A 15,998-nucleotide genomic window follows, 5' to 3' on the forward strand; every position below is an offset into this window, starting at 1 on the left:
CCAAGCCACCCCCGCCCCAGCCCTCAGCCGAGCCCCGCTCACACCCGCCCGAGGAAGATCGGATTCGTAAACGCAGCCAACGCCCCAGGCAACGGCCCAACCGCGGCCTCATGCCGCACCTCAGCCCGCACATACGCCGCGTACTGAGCAGTCGTACGCCACTCCACCACCCCGCCCCCGGACACGGGCAGAACCGCACTCGTGAACAGCACACCCTGGTCCGTGACGAAGCGAACCGTGCAGCGCGGCACCCCCGACGCCTCCAGGGTGACGGTGACCGGATCGTCCCGGTCGACCTTCAACCGCCCCCCGATCCCCGCGTGTTCGCCCTTCGGCCCGGACACGGAGAACGACAGCGACACCTTCCGCGACTCCGCGACGTACGAGCGGCCCGCCCGGATGCCCTCCTGGATCGCCTCGCGGGTCAGATCGTCGGCGAGGACGACGGTCTGCGGCGTGCCGACCGGATCGGGATCCCGGTGGGCGTCGCTGTTGCCCATCGCCGGAATCCAGCCCCGGCCGCCCCCACCGTCACCCCGGCCCTCACGCACGGAGGCGACCAGCATGCTGTCCCAGTCGGCCAGCGACACCTCGTCGTCGGGACCGAACGGCCCGTTCCACACCTCGACCGCGTCCGCCTCGCCGAAGCCGAACTTCCAGTTGCAGCCGACGCAGGTGGCATGCGGATGGGCGGGCACGACCAGACCGCCGGCCTCGCGGATCCGGCGCGCGTACTTCCCGAAGCGGTTGTCGCGTGCCCGGTAGCGCCAGTCGACGAACGTCCCCGGGTCGGTGCCGAGCGCGACGACGTGGCCGTTCCTCGTCGTCACCTCCTCGCCCAGCAGGATCAGCAGGTCGTCACCGGCCTCCGAGGCCCAATGGGCGTGCGAGGAGTGCGTGTTGTGGTCGGACGTGTTGATGAAGTCCAGGCCCGCCGCCCGCGCGAGGGCCGCGATCTCGGCCGGGGTGCGGCGGCCGTCGGAGTACCAGGAGTGCAGATGGCAGTCGCCCCGGTACCAGGCCCGCCCGCGCCCCTTGGCCCGTGACGGCGGGTACACCGGCTTCACGACCGCGCCCGGCTCGCCGTACGTCAGCGTGATGGTGACCTCGTACGGGAGTCCCTGCGGGGCAACCGTGTACGGGCCCAGCGCGATGTGCCAGGTGCCCTCCTTGACCGGGCCCGGGATGTAGCCCGGCGTCGCGTCGTCGGCGCGGATGAAGAACTCCGTGCGGGCCCCGCCCGACCAGCCGCGGAAGCCCTTGCCGCCCAGCTCGGTGCCCCGCTGGTCGAAGATGCCGATGTCGAGTGCGTTGCCCGCGGTGCCCGCCGGGACGGGGGGCTTCTCGTAGGTGTACGCGACCTTGATCTCCCGTACGCCGTCCGGGACTTCGACCGGCAGGTACACGAAGTCCGGCGAACCGGTGGGCAGGGTGCCGCGGACCGTCCTGGTCTCGGACGCGTCGGCCGCGTCGGCGGCCTCGCTCGGAAAGCTCACGCTTCCCAACGTAAGCGCGGCGGCGGCTCCCGTCACGAACAGCGCGCGTCTGCCGATGCCGTGGTCACCGCTGCGGTCTCCGCTGTGGTCGTCCTCGCACATGTCTGCTGCTCCCGGGTCTCGTGAGTGACTGAGTGGCATGTAGCGGTTCAGGTGCTGTGGGGGTGGTACGACAACCCTGGTATTCAGCCGTGAACTGTGGTGCAAGGGAAGGGGATCGGCAGTTTTCGGGAATGGAGCACTCGTAAGAAGCATTCGGAAGCATTCGGGAGAAGCAGGTGGAATGCCTACCGGTCGGTATGGACAGTTGGGGCTCGTGCCGGTAGGGAGGTGCCATGCGCATCTCCGTGACGATCTTCCTCACCGACGAGACGATCACCCCCACGCTGCTCGCTCGTGAGCTGGAGGAGCGCGGCTTCGCCGGGCTCTATCTGCCCGAGCACACGCACATACCCGTGGAGCGGGTCACCCCGTACCCGGCGGGCGGTGAACTGCCGCCCGAGTACGGCCGGACCCTCGACCCCTTCGTCGCCCTCGGCCAGGCGGCGGCGGTCGCCGAGTCGCTCGCGCTCGGCACCGGGATCACCCTCGTCGCCCAGCACGACCCGGTCGCCCTCGCCAAGCAGATCGCCACCCTCGACCACCTCTCCGGCGGCCGTTTCACCCTCGGCCTCGGCTTCGGCTGGAACGTCGAGGAGGCCGCCGACCACGGCGTCGACTGGCGTACGCGGCGGGAGCTGGTCCGGGACCGGATGGCCCTGATGCGGGCCCTGTGGTCCGCCGAACCGACCGGCCACGAGGGCGAGTTCGGCTCCGTACGGCCCAGCCACGCCCACCCCAAGCCCGTACAGCAGCCGCGCGGACCCGTCGTCGGGCCGCGCACGCTCGTCGGGGGAGCGGCAGGGCCGAAGCTCTTCGCGCACATCAGCGAGTACGCGGACGGCTGGATGCCGATCGGCGGCGGTGGGCTCACGGAGTCCGTCCCCGTGCTGCGGGCCGCCTGGGCCGGGGCCGGCCGCGACCCCGAGGCCCTCCAGCTCGTGCCGTACGCCGTGCTGCCCACCCCCGGCAAGCTCACGCACTACGCCGACCTCGGCATCGAGGAGGTCGTCCTGCAGCTGCCGCCGGCCGGCGAGGGGGACGTACTGCGCGTTCTGGACGAATACGCCAAGTACCTGTAGCCGGCCGCTGGTGTGTCACTGGTGCGCCGCTGGTGTGCCGCTCGTGACGTGGCCCATCCGTAACGGGACCTGATCAATGCGATCGTATGCTCGAAGGATGACGACTTCCGCGACCTCCGGAACCGGGCCCACCGCGAACGCCATGCGTCGCGCCCTCAAACGCGCCCGCGACGGCGTCGCCCTCGACGTCACCGAGGCCGCCGTCCTGCTCCAGGCACGCGGCGCCGACCTGGACGACCTGACCGCGTCCGCCGCCCGGGTGCGTGACGCGGGCCTGGAGGCGGCGGGCCGCCCCGGCGTCATCACGTACTCGAAGAGCGTCTTCATCCCGCTCACCCGGCTCTGCCGGGACAAGTGCCACTACTGCACGTTCGTCACGGTCCCCGGCAAGCTCCGCCGGGCGGGCCACGGGATGTTCATGTCCCCGGACGAGGTCCTCGACATCGCCCGCAAGGGCGCGGAACTGGGCTGCAAGGAAGCGCTGATCACCCTCGGCGACAAGCCCGAGGACCGCTGGCCCGAGGCCCGCGAATGGCTCGACGCGCACGGCTACGACGACACGATCGCGTACGTACGGGCCATCTCGATCCGCATCCTGGAGGAGACGGGCCTGCTGCCCCACCTCAACCCGGGTGTCATGTCGTGGACCGACTTCCAGCGGCTCAAGCCCGTCGCGCCGAGCATGGGCATGATGCTGGAGACGACGGCGACCCGGCTGTGGAGCGAGCCCGGCGGCCCGCACTACGGCTCGCCCGACAAGGAGCCGGCCGTCCGCCTGCGCGTACTGGAGGACGCGGGCCGCTCGTCGGTCCCCTTCACCAGCGGTGTGCTGATCGGCATCGGCGAGACGTACGAGGAGCGCGCTGACTCCCTCTTCGCGCTGCGGCGCGTGTCGCGGTCCTACCACGGCATCCAGGAACTGATCATCCAGAACTTCCGCGCCAAGCCGGACACGGCGATGCGCGGCATGCCGGACGCCGAACTCGACGAACTGGTCGCGACGGTAGCCGTGGCCCGGCACATCATGGGCCCCTCGGCCTGCCTCCAGGCACCGCCGAACCTCGTGGACTCCGAGTACGGGCGACTGATCGGCGCCGGGATCGACGACTGGGGCGGGGTCTCGCCGCTCACCATCGACCACGTCAACCCCGAGCGCCCCTGGCCGCAGATCGACCTGCTGCGCGAGCAGTCGGCGGAGGCGGGCTTCGAACTGCGCGAGCGGCTCTGCGTCTACCCGGAGTTCGTGCAGCGCGGCGAGCCCTGGCTGGACCCGCGGCTGCTCCCGCACGTACGGGCACTCGCCGACCCTGAGACGGGGCTCGCCGTGCCGGACGCGGTCGTGGAGGGCCACCCGTGGCAGGAGCCCGAGGAGGCGTTCACGTCGTCGGGCCGTACGGATCTGCACACCACGATCGACACCGAGGGGCGCACGTCCGACCGGCGCGAGGACTACGACCACGTGTACGGCGACTGGGACGCGCTGCGGGAGGCCGCGGCGCCCGGCATGGTGCCGTCCCGGATCGACACGGACGTCCGGGCGGCGCTGGCGACGGCCGCCGACGACCCGACCCGCCTCACCGACGACGAGGCGCTCGCGCTGCTGCACGCGGACGGACCGGCGCTGGACGCGCTCTGCCGGATCGCCGACGACGTGCGCAGGTCGGCGGTCGGCGACGACGTCACGTACATCGTCACGCGGAACATCAACTTCACCAACGTCTGCTACACCGGCTGCCGCTTCTGCGCCTTCGCCCAGCGCCGTACGGACGCCGACGCGTACACGCTCTCCCTGGACCAGGTCGCCGACCGTGCCGAGCAGGCGTGGGACCTGGGGGCCGTCGAGGTCTGCATGCAGGGCGGCATCCACCCGGACCTGCCGGGGACGGCCTACTTCGACATCGCCCGCGCGGTGAAGGAGCGGGTGCCCGGCATGCACGTCCACGCCTTCTCGCCGATGGAGGTCGTGAACGGCGCGACCCGCACGGGTATGTCGATCCGCGAGTGGCTGACGGCCGCCAAGGAGGCGGGCCTCGACTCGATCCCCGGCACGGCCGCCGAGATCCTCGACGACGAGGTCCGCTGGGTCCTCACCAAGGGCAAGCTGCCCACGGCGACCTGGATCGAGGTGATCACGACCGCCCACGAGCTGGGCATCCGCTCCTCGTCCACGATGATGTACGGGCATGTGGACCAGCCCCGCCACTGGCTCGGCCACTTCCGGACGCTCTCCCGGATCCAGCAACAGACCGGCGGCTTCACGGAGTTCGTGACGCTCCCCTTCATCCACACGAACGCGCCGGTGTACCTGGCGGGGATCGCCCGCCCGGGCCCGACGACCCGGGACAACCGCGCGGTGATGGCGATGGCGAGGCTCCTGCTCCACCCGCACATCCCCAACATCCAGACCAGCTGGGTGAAGCTGGGCACGGAGGGCGCGGCGGAGATGCTCCGCTCGGGCGCCAACGACCTCGGCGGGACGCTGATGGAGGAGACCATCTCCCGTATGGCGGGCTCGTCGTACGGCTCGTACAAGTCCGTCAAGGAACTGATCGCCGTGGCGGACGCGGCGGGACGGCCCTCCCGGCCCCGCACCACCCTGTACGGCGAGGTGCCGGAGGAGCGGCAGCGGGCGGCGGCGGCCTCGGACGGGCATCTGCCGGAGCTGCTGCCCGTGCTGGAGTGACGGACGCGGGCGTGCGGGCTCCGAGCACGTGGACGTGGGGCCCGGGGCGAGTGGGCCAGGATCGGCCGAGGACCCCGTCGGAGTAAGATGATCCGACCCTCCGACGGGGTGAATCAGAGCTGAGGAGATGCGTACGCGTGCCTGCCCGACGGCTTCCCTCGTGGGTCTGGGTCTCCGGTCTGACCGCGGCTGCTCTGGTGGCGGTGACGTTCCTGGCGGTCAAGGCCGACAAGGGCCCACAGCCCACGGCCTCGGCCTCGCCCAAGCCCTCCGCCTCGGCGACCGCCAAGCCCTCCACCGGCCCCGACGAGTCCAAGCCGGTCGCGGTGCCGGACGGTTCCGGCACCGGACGGCGCATCGTCTACTCCCTCGACCAGCGCCGCGTATGGCTCGTCGACGCGAGTGACGCGTCCCGGCGCAGCTTCAAGGTGTGGCCCGGGACGGTGAACCCGGCACCCGGCTCGTACACGGTCGGCACGCGACGCGAGGCGAGCACGGGCAGCGACGGTGTGGAGATCGAGAACATCGTCTTCTTCACCGTCAGTTCGGGCACCAACATCGCCTTCTCGAACGCCGTGGACGGCTCTTCCCCGCCGCCGCCCGCGTCCGGCGTACCGACCGGCGGGATCCGCATGCGTGCCGCCGACGGCGACGCGGTCTGGAAGTTCGGCACGGCGGGGACGAAGGTCGCGGTCGTCGACTAGCGACCGGCCGGACGGGTCCCTTCCGGCTGAACAGGTCCTTCACGGCAGCGTGCTGGGCCTTACGGCAGCGTGCTGCTCTCGGCCGAGGTACCGACCTGGTCCGGAGCCGTCGACGGTTCGGACGGTTCCAGGGACGGCGGGGCCTGTGTCGGCGTCGGGGCGCTGTCGGGGCCGGTCGGCTCGGTCGTGGCGCCGGAGCCGTTCGGGACGCTGGGGCCGGCGCTCGGTGCCGAGTCACTGGGGTTGCGGCTGGGGCTGGGAGTCACGGGCCTGGAGGACGACGGCGACGGAGTGGGCGGCGTCGAGGGGCTGCTGGAGGGCGGCGGGGCGAGCGGGACCGTCGGGGAGACGGGCGCGTCGGATGCGGCCAGGCGGAACGGCAGCGCGATCAGGGCGGCGGCGACGCAGGACAGACCGACCCCGGCCGCGGCGCGCAGCACCCGGCGGCGGGAGGCGTCGCGGCGGATCGCCTCGTAGCCGCCCGGGGGCGGGGCGAGATAGCCGGAGGCGGGCCGCAGGATGACGGCGAGGGGGTCGTCGGGCTCCAGGTCCGGACCGTCCTCAGAGGGTGTGATCAAGGCTTCTCCTCAGGTGGGCGCGGAGCATTTCTCGGGCCGCGTGGAGGTCGGCCTTGACGGTTCCTTCCTTGCGCCCGGTCAGCGCGGACACCTCCCGGATCGGCATGTCGGCGTAGTAGTGCAGCAGGATCGGTACGCGCAGGCGTTCCGGCAGCGACTGTACGAGCAGGCGCACCGACGGGTCGGCCTGTTCGTTCTGCGGCCGGACGGCGACCTCGTCGCTGACCCGGCGTACGGCTCTGCGCTCGCGCTCCAGTTTGCGCCAGTGGTCCCGGACGAGGTTGGCGGCGGTGACGTAGAGGAACCCTCGCGGCTCCGACACGTTCGTCCAGCGGGCCCAGAGCCGGGTGAACGCCTCCGAGGCGATCTCGTGGGCCGTCTCGTCGTCGTCGACCAGGCGGCGGCACCAGCCGGCCAGGCGCGGGTAGAGGGCGGCGAACAGCTCGGACGCTGCCTTCTCGCGGGACCGTTTCAACGCTCTCCATGGTGGTGATGGACTCGTAGGAAGGATCCCGGGCCGCAGGCGAACCGTCCGTCGACGTACGGTCCGTCGACGTATGGTCCGTCGGCCCAGGATCCTGGAGCTACGGGTTATTGCGTGCTGTCGGAGCTCAGCGCGGCGAAGACGATCACGCTGTCGCGGTACCCGTCACCGGTGCGGGGGCCCCCGCAGGTGATGAGACGCAGTTCGGGACTGCCCACGTTCCCGTAGACCTCTTTCGTCGGGAACTCCGCCTGGGCGACCGTCCGTACGTCGGTGACCGCGAACTCCGCCGCCTTGCCGTTCTCCAGGCGCGCCACGATCCGGTCGCCGCGGCGCAGCCGTGAGAGGTGGTGGAAGACCCCGTCGCCGTAGGAGCCGACCGTGACATGGCCGAGGATCACCGACGGGCCGACCTGGCCGGGGGTCGGCGAGTGCTCGTACCAGCCCGCCTTGTCGTCCGCCGCGATCGGGGGCACCTCGACGGTGCCGTCCGAGGCCAGGCCGAGCCGCATGAGCGGGGTGTCGACCTGGATGGCCGGGACCTGCAGCCTGACCGGGACCGAACGTCCCAGGGCCTTCGCCGCCTTCGCGGGGGATTGCGAGTTCCCGGTCTTCTCGGCTCCGGCCCGGTCGTCCGTGGTGCGGTCGTCCGTGGACCGGTCGGTCTGATTGCCGCCGCAGCTCACGAGCAGCGAGGCCACCGCCGCGGTGACGAACCCGCGCCGGGAGAGCGCGCGCCTGGAGGGCAGGGTCATTCCCCGGTCGCCCGCCGACGACGTACGACGAAGAACGCCGCCCCGCCGACGGCGAACGCGGCGGCGGCGCCCCCGGCGATCAGCCCGCTGTCGGATCCGGACTTCGTCGACGTCGACACCTCACCGGTGTCGGGCGCTCCGCTCGGCACGACGGAGACCTCGTCGCCCGGTACGGGGGTCGGCGCCACCGTCGGTTCGGTGCCCTGGCTCGGTTCGTTGCCCTGGCTCGGTTCGGCGCTCGGGGCCGCTTCGGAGGGTGCCTGGCTCGGGGCGGTGCTCGGAGCGGCGGTCGGGGTCGTCCCGTCGGCGAACGCGGGCACCGTGCTCGCCAGTACGGCGGTGCAGGCAAGTGCTATGGCGCTGAGGACAGTTCGGCGCATGAATCGCTCTCTTTCGTCGGCCCGCCCGCCCGGTGACGCGGCGGACTGGGGTATGGATCGAGCGGAGAGACGAGACAGCGGAGAGCCGGGTTGTAAAGAGCAGGCAAAGTCATCGGGCGTCCGGCGCGGTGGCGGTCCACGCGTGCAGCTTGTCCGGGTTGACCACGAGCCACAGGTCGGTGATCAGGCCGTCGCGGACATCGGCGGCGAGGACGGCGATGGTCGTGCCGGCGATGGCGACCGTGACGCCGGGGGCGCCGTTGATGTCGTCCTCGACGAGTTCCACGTCCGGCTCCCTGCGCAGGAGGCCGAGGAGGAAGCGCGCCACCTTGTCCGCGCCGGTGATCGGGCGCAGCGCCGCGCGCACCTTGCCGCCTCCGTCGCTGCGCGACTCGACGGCGGGGTCGAGCAGGGCGACCAGCGAGTCGAGGTCACCGGTCTCGCACGCCTCGCGGAACGCGGAGACGACCTGCCGGTGTTCCGTCGTCGTACCGCCGACGGGCCGCCGCTCGGCGAGCCGCCGCCGGGCCGAGGAGGCGAGCCGGCGGCAGGCCGCGGGGGAGCGGCCCACCGTCTCGGCGATCTCGGTGAAGGGTGTGCCGAACACGTCGTGCAGGACGAAGGCGACCCGTTCCGCGGGCGTGACCGAGTCCAGGACCACGAGCATGCCCATGCTGACCGACTCGTCGAGCGTGATCCGGTCGGCGGGATCGTCCCCGCCCGTCCCGCTCGTCCGTCCCGCCCCGGCCGCGCTGGTCCAGGTGGTGCCGCCCCTGACCGGCTCGGGCAGCCACTCCCCGGTGTAGCGCTCACGGCGGACCCGCGCGGAGGCGAGCTGGTCGAGGCAGATCCGCGAGGCGACCCGGGTCAGCCACGCCAGCGGGGTGACGATCGCCCGCTGCTGCGGTTCGGACAGGGCGTACCACCGGGCGTACGTCTCCTGTACGACGTCCTCGGCATCCTGCACCGAACCGAGCATCCGGTAGCCGAGGTTGAGCAGCCGCCGCCGCTCGGCCATGAGGGAACCGAGGCCGCTCTGCTCGGAACCGGGGCCGCTCTGCCCGGAACCGGGGCCAGGGCCTTGGTCGGAGCCGGGCGAGGTGGGCATGAGCTGCTCAGCCTCCCTCTCCGGGAGTCCCAGCGCTCCCAGCGCTCCCAGGGCTCCCAGGGCTCCCGGGACGCCCGTGGTGCCCGTCGTGCGCGACGTGCCGGACGTTCTCGGTGAGCCACTCGTCGAAGGTCTGGGTGCCGCGGGAGCCCGGTCCGGTCGGCAGGGCGCCGCCGCCCTTCATGGCCTTCCCGACGGCGCCGGGGAGCGTGACCGGTACCAGCAGCTTGCGTCGGCCCCCGGCCCGCAGCATCTTGCGCACCATGTCGACGAGTTCCTCGACGCGCGGCCCGGCGAGCTCCGGCGCCATGCCCTGCGGCGGCCCGAGGACGAGCCGCACGAGGTGCTGGGCGACCTCGCGGGCCGCCACCGGCTGCGTACGCATCCGGGGCACCATCGCGACCGGGCCCGGCATCCGGTCGAGGACCTGCTGCGGGAACTCCAGGAACTGTGTGGCGCGCATGATCGTCCACGGCACCGAGCCGTCCTTGGTCACGACCTCCTCCTGCCGCAGCTTCCCCCGGTAGTAGCCGAGGTCGACCCGTTCGAGGCCGACGATCGACAGGAGCACGTGGTGCCGTACGCCGGCCCGGGCGCCGGCACCCAGGAGGTTCCGGCCGACGCTCTCGAAGAACGAGATCGACTTCTTGGCGCTGGTGGTCTGCACGTTGCTGACGTCGACGACGGCCTCCACGCCCGTCATGGCGGCATCGAGTCCGGCGCCCGAGACGAGGTCCACACCCCGCGACCTGGCCAGTACCACCGGTTCGTGCCCTGCGGCGACCAGCTCGTCGACCACATACCGCCCGACCAGCCCGGTCCCGCCCGCTACCGCGATCCGCATGACGGACCTCCTTCTTCCACCGTGTGCCTGTCCGACTTGCCCCTGTCCATGTCCATTCTGATCATGTACGTCATCATGTGCCCCCCTGTCGCCGCCCGGGGAGTACGGGCACGAGGAGGGCGGCCGACGACAGCACCAGCAGTGTCAGGGTGACGACGTTGAGGACCTGGTCGCGTGTCCCGTACATGCTGAGATGGTGCATGTGGTAGCTGAGGTGCAGCACGTTGAAGACCAGCCACACCGCGCCCGTGGTCTGCACGAGCCGGGTGTTCCGTACGGAACCCAGGGTGATGGCGGTGAGAATCGCCAGCGCCAGGAACATGGCCCCGGCGTCCTTGGCGAGGTGTTCGTTGTACGGGCCCAGTTGGGGCAGCCAGCTCAGCCCGAAGCCGGGAAAGCTCGCGTGCCACTCCTTCGGCGAGAAATAGGCCCAGGCGCCTGTGTACAGCGCGGTCACGGCCAGAAAGCCGAGGTTGGCGTACCGGATTTTCGTGTTCATGCCCCTATGACGAGACGGCGCACGAAAACGTGAGCCGCGCCGGGGGGCCGGCCGGCACCGAGGGAGTGGCCTGGACCGGTCAGACGTCGCCCGGGTGGAGACCGGCGTCGCGGGCGAGGAGGGCCGCCTGGACGCGGTTGTCGCAGTCGAGCTTGGTCAGGATGCGACTGACGTACGTCTTCACGGTGGCCTCGCTCATGTGCAGCCGCCTGCCCGCGTCCGCGTTGGACAGGCCCTCGCCGAGCAGGGCGAGCACGTCGCGCTCCCGCGCGGTCAGCCCGTCGAGGCGGTTCCTGGCCTGCTCCGCGCGCGCGGTGGCCCCGGGGGAGGAGAGGGCGTCCACCACATGCCGGGTGGCCGCCGGTGAGAGGTAGGCGTTCCCGGCCGCTGCCGCCCGTACCGCGTGGATCAGCTCGTCGGGCGCGGAGTCCTTGAGCAGGAAGCCCGCGCCACCGTGGCCGAGCGCACGCAGCACGTTGTCGCGCTCGCCGAACGTGGTGAGGATCAGCACCCGTACGTTCGGTGCGACCCGGCCCAGTTCGGCCAGGGCCGTCAGCCCGTCCATCACCGGCATCTGGATGTCCAGCAGGGCCACGTCGACGGCGGTGCCCCGGGCGTTCTCCACCGCCTCCCGGCCGTTGCCCGCCTCGGCGACCACATCGATGTCGTCGGCGGAGGTGAGGATCATCCTGATACCGGCCCGGATGAGCGGCTCGTCGTCGGCGACGAGGACCCGGATCACACGGCCTCCTGCGCGGTGTCGGTCGGAAGCGGATGGCATGGCCTCGCCATCATGCCCTGATCCGGTCGGGCGCGTCGCGGAGACGGTGGGGGTGTGGGCGTGGGCCGAGTCACCCGTCAGTCTTGCGGGTCAGCTCTCGTCCTTGAAGGTCTGCTTCTCGACGAGCTTTCCGTCGCGGAAGCAGAACCGGAAGACGGTCGTGGTGTCGTCGGGGTCGTCGGACGCGAAGTGGCGGCAGTCCGCGCCCTTGGGTTTCTGCGGGCCCTGGTCCGCCCAGGCCGAGGTCAGTACCGAGTCCTCGTCGGGCAGCTTGTCCTGCACGGCGGACTCGGGGTCGCCGACCTTCGCCGACTCGTACACCCTCGGCGGGATCGTGGCCTTGTTCATCTCCTTCATCAGCGCGGTGACTCCCCAGATTCCCAGGGCGACGATGCCCACGACGATGACGACGGCGGTGACGGCGCAGCCGATGGCCACGTTCTTCTTCCTGCTCATGGTGGCGGCGAACTCCCCTTGCGGATCGGACCGGTTGATGACCGCTCCACTGTCGTCCGCGGTGCCGCCGCCGGGCTGCCCCACAAAGTCGTTGTACGGACCGACGGAGGTCGTCGTGTTGTGGGGGTGGCGGGGCTGGGGTTCGCCGCCTTCGGTGTCGCCCCCGGTGCCGGGGGCGGCGCTGGTGCCTGCGCCTGCGCCCGCGCTGTAGGGCAGCATGCCCGCGATGCGGAAGCCGCCGTCCGCGGTGGGGCTGGTGTGCACCATGCCGCCGATGAGCCGGGCCCGCTCCTGCAGGCCCCTGAGCCCCTGGCCGCCGCTGATCACTGCCGGGGCGTCCGGTGCCGCGGCAGGCGCGGGCCCGTTGGCGACCTCCACCACCAGGCTGTCCGGTTCGTAGCGCAGGGCGAGGGTGATCGGGGCGCCCGGGGCGTGCTTGTGGGCGTTGGTCAGGCCCTCCTGGGCTATGCGGTACGCCGTGTGGCCCGCGGCGGGCGCCAACTGCCGGAAGGCGCCGGACCTGAGCAGTTCCACGGCCACGCCCGCGGCCCGGGACGACTCGACGAGACCGTCGATGGCGGCGACCGCGCGGGAGCCGGGACGCCCGCCGTCCGTGTCGGCGGGCACGGCGCGGTCGGTGGGTTCGGTGGGTTCGGTGTGCTCAATGCGCTCTGTGTGTCCGGGCTCGTTGGTGCGCACGTCGGGCCAGTTCCGGTTGTCGTCCCGTTCCTCCCGTTCCTCCCGTTCCTCGTGGAGGATGCCGACGGCCTCGCGCAGCTCGCCCATCGCGGTGACGGAGGCGTCCCGCAGGATCCGTACGCCTTCCCGCTGTCGGTCGGTGAGGTCCGGATCGACCTGGAGGGCGCCCGCGTGCACGGCGATCAGGGCGAGTTGGTGGCCGAGGCTGTCGTGCATGTCCCGGGCTATGCGGCCCCGCTCCAGCAGGCGCGCCTGACGGGCCACCATCGTCTGCTCGCGCACGAGTTGGACGTTGTTCCGCTGCAGTGCGTCCAGCAGGGAGTGACGCTGAGCCCGGTAGCGGGAGGCAAGGCCCGGCACGATCGACAGCGTGAGGAACAGGCCCGCGCTCAGCCCGAACGTGAAAGCCAGTGGCAGGTCGGAACCCGCGCTGAACTCGCTGCGGAACGACACCCCGGCATGCAGTACGAACGCGGCGCCGAACGCGGCGACCACCCGCCAGGGCTTCATGATGCGGCTGCCCGCCGACCAGCTCACGTAGACCAGCAGCGGGGCCGCGCCGGCCAGATCCCCGGCGGCGGCAGCCGAGACGACCAGCACCGTCGCCGGCAGCGAGCGCCGGACCAGCGACAGCAGGGCCACGCCCGCGACGACGACGAAGGTCCGTACGCCGAACCCGGCCCCCGCGGCGTCGATCAGCCCGGCGAGCCCGGCGAGCACAACGGTGAGTACGGTCTCGCCGGCGATCCGCCCGCGACTCCAGGGCGACGCGGCGGCAAGCCGGCGTCGGAGCGGCCATGCGCTGCGGGCGGTCTTCGCTTCGTCCAGTTCCACGGCCCGACGATAGGCAGTGCCCGGGAGTGCCCGCATCATCCCTGCGTCGCGCGGCCGAACGACGAAAGTGGACGACCACAGACGACCAGGGGACGACTACGGCCGGGGCGGGCGTTGTTGGGGGCCGCCGGTGCCGTATCTGCCGTCTCCGAAGGTCGCTGCGGGCCGAGACTTCCGAGGACTGATCCGGGCAGGCCGTCGCGGTGACGATGGTTCGGCGGAACACAGAGCAGGCGACGAAAAACGGGAGACGTCACGTGGACGACATGCAACTGCAGGCGCACGAGCGGTTCAACGTCCGGCAGAAGATGACCTTCATGGCCAACCGGTACGTGGTGACCGTGGCCCGTCCGGACGGTTCAGAGGGCGAGGTCGTCGCCTACGCCGAGCAGAAACGGACCGCGATCAAGGAAGAAATGACCGTCTACTCCGACGAGTCCAAGAAGAGTGTCCTGTTCACTTTCAAGGCCCGCCAGCTCCTCGACGTGAGTGCTGTCTACGACGTACGGGACGAGACGGGCAACCCCATCGGCACGTTCCGCAAGGCGTTCGCCGCCTCGCTGCTGCGCTCAACGTGGAGCCTGGACCAACCGGGCACGACGCAACTGACAGGCCGCGAGCGAAACAGGGTGGTGGCCGTTCTGCGCCGAGTCTGGGAGTTCCTGCCGCTCGTCGATTTCATACCGTTCGCGTGGCCGTACCACTTCGACTTCACCGAGGGTGACAAGCGGGCGATGGCGGTCGACAAGAAGTTCGGCCTGCGCGACCGCTACGTACTCGACATCGCGAACCCCGACCTCGACCGCCGCCTGGCCATCGCCCAGGCGGTGGCCCTGGACGCCCTCCAGTCACGCTGACCGACGGGCGTGACCGACGAACTCGCTCCACGCCACGTCCGCGAACGCGAGCTGCGAGCCGTGCTTGTCCTTGGAGTCGCGGACGTGGACGGTGGCGACGGTGGCGTGGGCTATCGCGACCTCGACGCACTCGGGGCCGTCGTTGCTGCTGTAGCTGCTCTTGAACCACTCCAGTGAGGAGTCGGCTTCGGCGGAGGCGGCGGTGGGGGTCATGTCTCTCCCAGAACTTTCTCGATCAGGGCCAGTGACTCCCGCGGCGTGAGAGCCTGCGCCCGGATCATGCCATAGCGCATCTCGACGATCTGAACCTCTTTCGGATCAGTGATCAGGCGACTGTGCAACTGACCTTCCGAGTGGCCGAGCGCCTTGCCGTCCTGAAGTTTCAGCAGTTGGAGCGGGCCGCCCATGCCTGCATGATCCTCACGATCCGTTGGCATGACCTGGATCTCCACATGCCTCAACCTGCCTACCTCCAACAGGCGTTCGAGCTGTTTCCGCAGCACCATTTTGCCCCCGATGGGCCGCCGTAGCGTGACCTCTTCCTGGACAAAGGTGAGCAGTGGCGCGGGCACGCGCTCGAAGACGGACCGTCGGGCCATGCGTGCGGCGACCTGGCGGTCGATCTCGTCCTCGGTGTACGCGGGCCGTCTCATCGCGAACAGCGACCGCGCGTAGGTCTCCGTCTGGAGCAGACCGTGCATGTTGTGGTTGGCGTACGCTCCGAGTTCGACCGCCTCGGCCTCCAGGTTCGCCAGATCCCGGACCTTCTTCGGATACCTGGCTTCGGTCACGTCCTTCTTCATCGCCGAGAGCTTGCCGCCCGCGTCGAGAACCTCGTCCGCCTTGTCGAGGAACTCGGGCTGGGGCACCCGCCGCCCCCGCTCCACCGACGAGACCATCTCCTCGCCGTACCCGATGGCCGCCCCGAACTCCGACTGCCGCATCCCGGCGGCTTCCCGCCATGCCTTGACCTGGCGCCCGACAGCCTTGAGTACGGCCGCCGCCTCCTCGTCCTCCACAAGCTCACCTCTCCCGCGCACGGACCGGACAACAACGGACCGGACAACCACGCGCCGCATCCGTACCGCACCCGGACAGTCACGCTGCGTACCGGCTTCGCCGCTGTTCAGGGTAGATGTACGCGGCCACGCTGAGTGACGTGAACAACGGAACCCATGCCCCCGCTCAACGACTCCTCGCGGCCCGGCACTTCACGATCCTGCTCTCCTCGACCCGCCGCGGTGCCCGACTCGCCCGCCTGCTCGCGGAGCGCCAACTCGCGGAGTGGGGCGCCGAGTCCGAGCCCGCGCTGCAGGTGGTGGCCGAGCTGGCCGCGAACGCCGTACTCCATGGACGCGTCCCCGGCCGGGACTTCAGGCTGACGCTCCGGCTCGACGAGGCCGGCGTGCTGCGCGTGGAGGTGACCGACGCCCGGGGCGACCGGAACCCGCGTATCAAGGACCCGGCCGGTGACGGTGAGGAGTCGGGGCGCGGCCTGTTGCTCGTGGCGGCGTACGCGGACGGGTGGGGCGTGGTGGACGGGCCGGGGCCGGGCTGCAAGACGGTCTGGGCGGAGGTGACGCCGGACCGTGCACGGCCGTGACCCGGTGGGGCCCGACGCCAAGAAGAAAGAACCGGGAAAACAACCCACCCCACCCC

At 71.1% G+C, this 15,998-nt stretch carries 17 protein-coding genes; 5 read left to right on the top strand and 12 right to left on the bottom strand.

The features are described 5' to 3' along the window. Positions 1–38: 38 nt before the first annotated feature. Positions 39–1,598: a CehA/McbA family metallohydrolase gene (locus AOK17_RS19270; RefSeq protein WP_055613745.1), complete on the bottom strand. Its 1,560-nt coding sequence runs from the start codon at positions 1,596–1,598 to the stop codon at positions 39–41. A 233-nt stretch (positions 1,599–1,831) separates the two neighbouring features. On the opposite strand from AOK17_RS19270, the gene AOK17_RS19275 reads away from it, so the two are divergent. From AOK17_RS19275 to AOK17_RS19285, 3 genes are all read left to right on the top strand, one after another. Further along, positions 1,832–2,677: an LLM class F420-dependent oxidoreductase gene (locus AOK17_RS19275; RefSeq protein ID WP_055613746.1), complete on the top strand. Its 846-nt coding sequence runs from the start codon at positions 1,832–1,834 to the stop codon at positions 2,675–2,677. 97 nt (positions 2,678–2,774) lie between these two features. After that, complete coding sequence (locus AOK17_RS19280; protein WP_055613747.1) at positions 2,775–5,360, top strand: bifunctional FO biosynthesis protein CofGH; 2,586 nt, start codon at positions 2,775–2,777, stop codon at positions 5,358–5,360. 137 nt (positions 5,361–5,497) lie between these two features. After that, entirely contained in the window at positions 5,498–6,064 is a 567-nt protein-coding gene (locus AOK17_RS19285; RefSeq protein WP_055613748.1) for a L,D-transpeptidase, read from the top strand. A gap of 59 nt (positions 6,065–6,123) precedes the next feature. On the opposite strand, the gene AOK17_RS19290 is transcribed toward AOK17_RS19285, so the two are convergent. The 9 genes from AOK17_RS19290 to AOK17_RS19330 all read right to left on the bottom strand — a co-directional run bounded on the left by AOK17_RS19290 (position 6,124) and on the right by AOK17_RS19330 (position 13,476). After that, complete coding sequence (locus AOK17_RS19290; protein ID WP_055613749.1) at positions 6,124–6,642, bottom strand: hypothetical protein; 519 nt, start codon at positions 6,640–6,642, stop codon at positions 6,124–6,126. Then, on the bottom strand, positions 6,626–7,117 hold the full coding sequence (locus AOK17_RS19295; protein WP_055613750.1) for an RNA polymerase sigma factor: 492 nt from the start codon (positions 7,115–7,117) through the stop codon (positions 6,626–6,628). Before AOK17_RS19295 ends, AOK17_RS19290 begins: the two co-directional genes overlap by 17 nt. Before the next feature lie 116 nt (positions 7,118–7,233). Beyond that, complete coding sequence (locus AOK17_RS19300) at positions 7,234–7,881, bottom strand: class F sortase (RefSeq protein WP_055613751.1); 648 nt, start codon at positions 7,879–7,881, stop codon at positions 7,234–7,236. Further along, entirely contained in the window at positions 7,878–8,261 is a 384-nt protein-coding gene (locus tag AOK17_RS19305) for a hypothetical protein (protein ID WP_055613752.1), read from the bottom strand. The genes AOK17_RS19300 and AOK17_RS19305 overlap by 4 nt, the downstream gene beginning before the upstream one ends. A 109-nt stretch (positions 8,262–8,370) precedes the next feature. Beyond that, positions 8,371–9,369, bottom strand: a complete 999-nt coding sequence (gene sigJ, locus AOK17_RS19310) for an RNA polymerase sigma factor SigJ (RefSeq protein ID WP_079053136.1) — start codon at positions 9,367–9,369, stop codon at positions 8,371–8,373. A gap of 7 nt (positions 9,370–9,376) precedes the next feature. After that, complete coding sequence (locus AOK17_RS19315; protein ID WP_055613753.1) at positions 9,377–10,213, bottom strand: SDR family oxidoreductase; 837 nt, start codon at positions 10,211–10,213, stop codon at positions 9,377–9,379. Positions 10,214–10,286: 73 nt separating this feature from the next. Next, entirely contained in the window at positions 10,287–10,712 is a 426-nt protein-coding gene (locus AOK17_RS19320; RefSeq protein WP_055613754.1) for a hypothetical protein, read from the bottom strand. Positions 10,713–10,791: 79 nt separating this feature from the next. After that, a complete protein-coding gene (locus AOK17_RS19325) occupies positions 10,792–11,454 on the bottom strand; it encodes a response regulator transcription factor (protein WP_055613755.1) in 663 nt (220 codons plus the stop codon). Between the two features lie 129 nt (positions 11,455–11,583). Further along, positions 11,584–13,476 carry a sensor histidine kinase gene (locus AOK17_RS19330; RefSeq protein WP_055613759.1) on the bottom strand — a complete coding sequence of 631 codons (1,893 nt, stop codon included), beginning with the start codon at positions 13,474–13,476 and terminating at the stop codon, positions 11,584–11,586. 272 nt (positions 13,477–13,748) lie between these two features. On the opposite strand from AOK17_RS19330, the gene AOK17_RS19335 reads away from it, so the two are divergent. Then, on the top strand, positions 13,749–14,339 hold the full coding sequence (locus AOK17_RS19335) for an LURP-one-related family protein (protein WP_055613760.1): 591 nt from the start codon (positions 13,749–13,751) through the stop codon (positions 14,337–14,339). On the opposite strand, the gene AOK17_RS19340 is transcribed toward AOK17_RS19335, so the two are convergent. Together AOK17_RS19340 and AOK17_RS19345 are read right to left on the bottom strand one after the other, a co-directional pair. Beyond that, positions 14,331–14,552, bottom strand: a complete 222-nt coding sequence (locus AOK17_RS19340; protein WP_055613756.1) for a DUF397 domain-containing protein — start codon at positions 14,550–14,552, stop codon at positions 14,331–14,333. The two genes, AOK17_RS19335 and AOK17_RS19340, sit on opposite strands and share 9 nt — an antisense overlap. Then, entirely contained in the window at positions 14,549–15,358 is an 810-nt protein-coding gene (locus tag AOK17_RS19345) for a helix-turn-helix domain-containing protein (RefSeq protein WP_055613757.1), read from the bottom strand. The genes AOK17_RS19340 and AOK17_RS19345 overlap by 4 nt, the downstream gene beginning before the upstream one ends. A gap of 131 nt (positions 15,359–15,489) precedes the next feature. Here AOK17_RS19345 and AOK17_RS19350 point away from each other — a divergent pair, with 131 nt between their 5' ends. Next, positions 15,490–15,942: an ATP-binding protein gene (locus AOK17_RS19350; RefSeq protein WP_425424621.1), complete on the top strand. Its 453-nt coding sequence runs from the start codon at positions 15,490–15,492 to the stop codon at positions 15,940–15,942. The last annotated feature ends 56 nt before the right edge of the window (positions 15,943–15,998 follow it).

This window comes from Streptomyces phaeochromogenes (genome assembly GCF_001418655.1).
Taxonomy (GTDB): Bacteria; Actinomycetota; Actinomycetes; order Streptomycetales; family Streptomycetaceae; genus Streptomyces; species Streptomyces phaeochromogenes.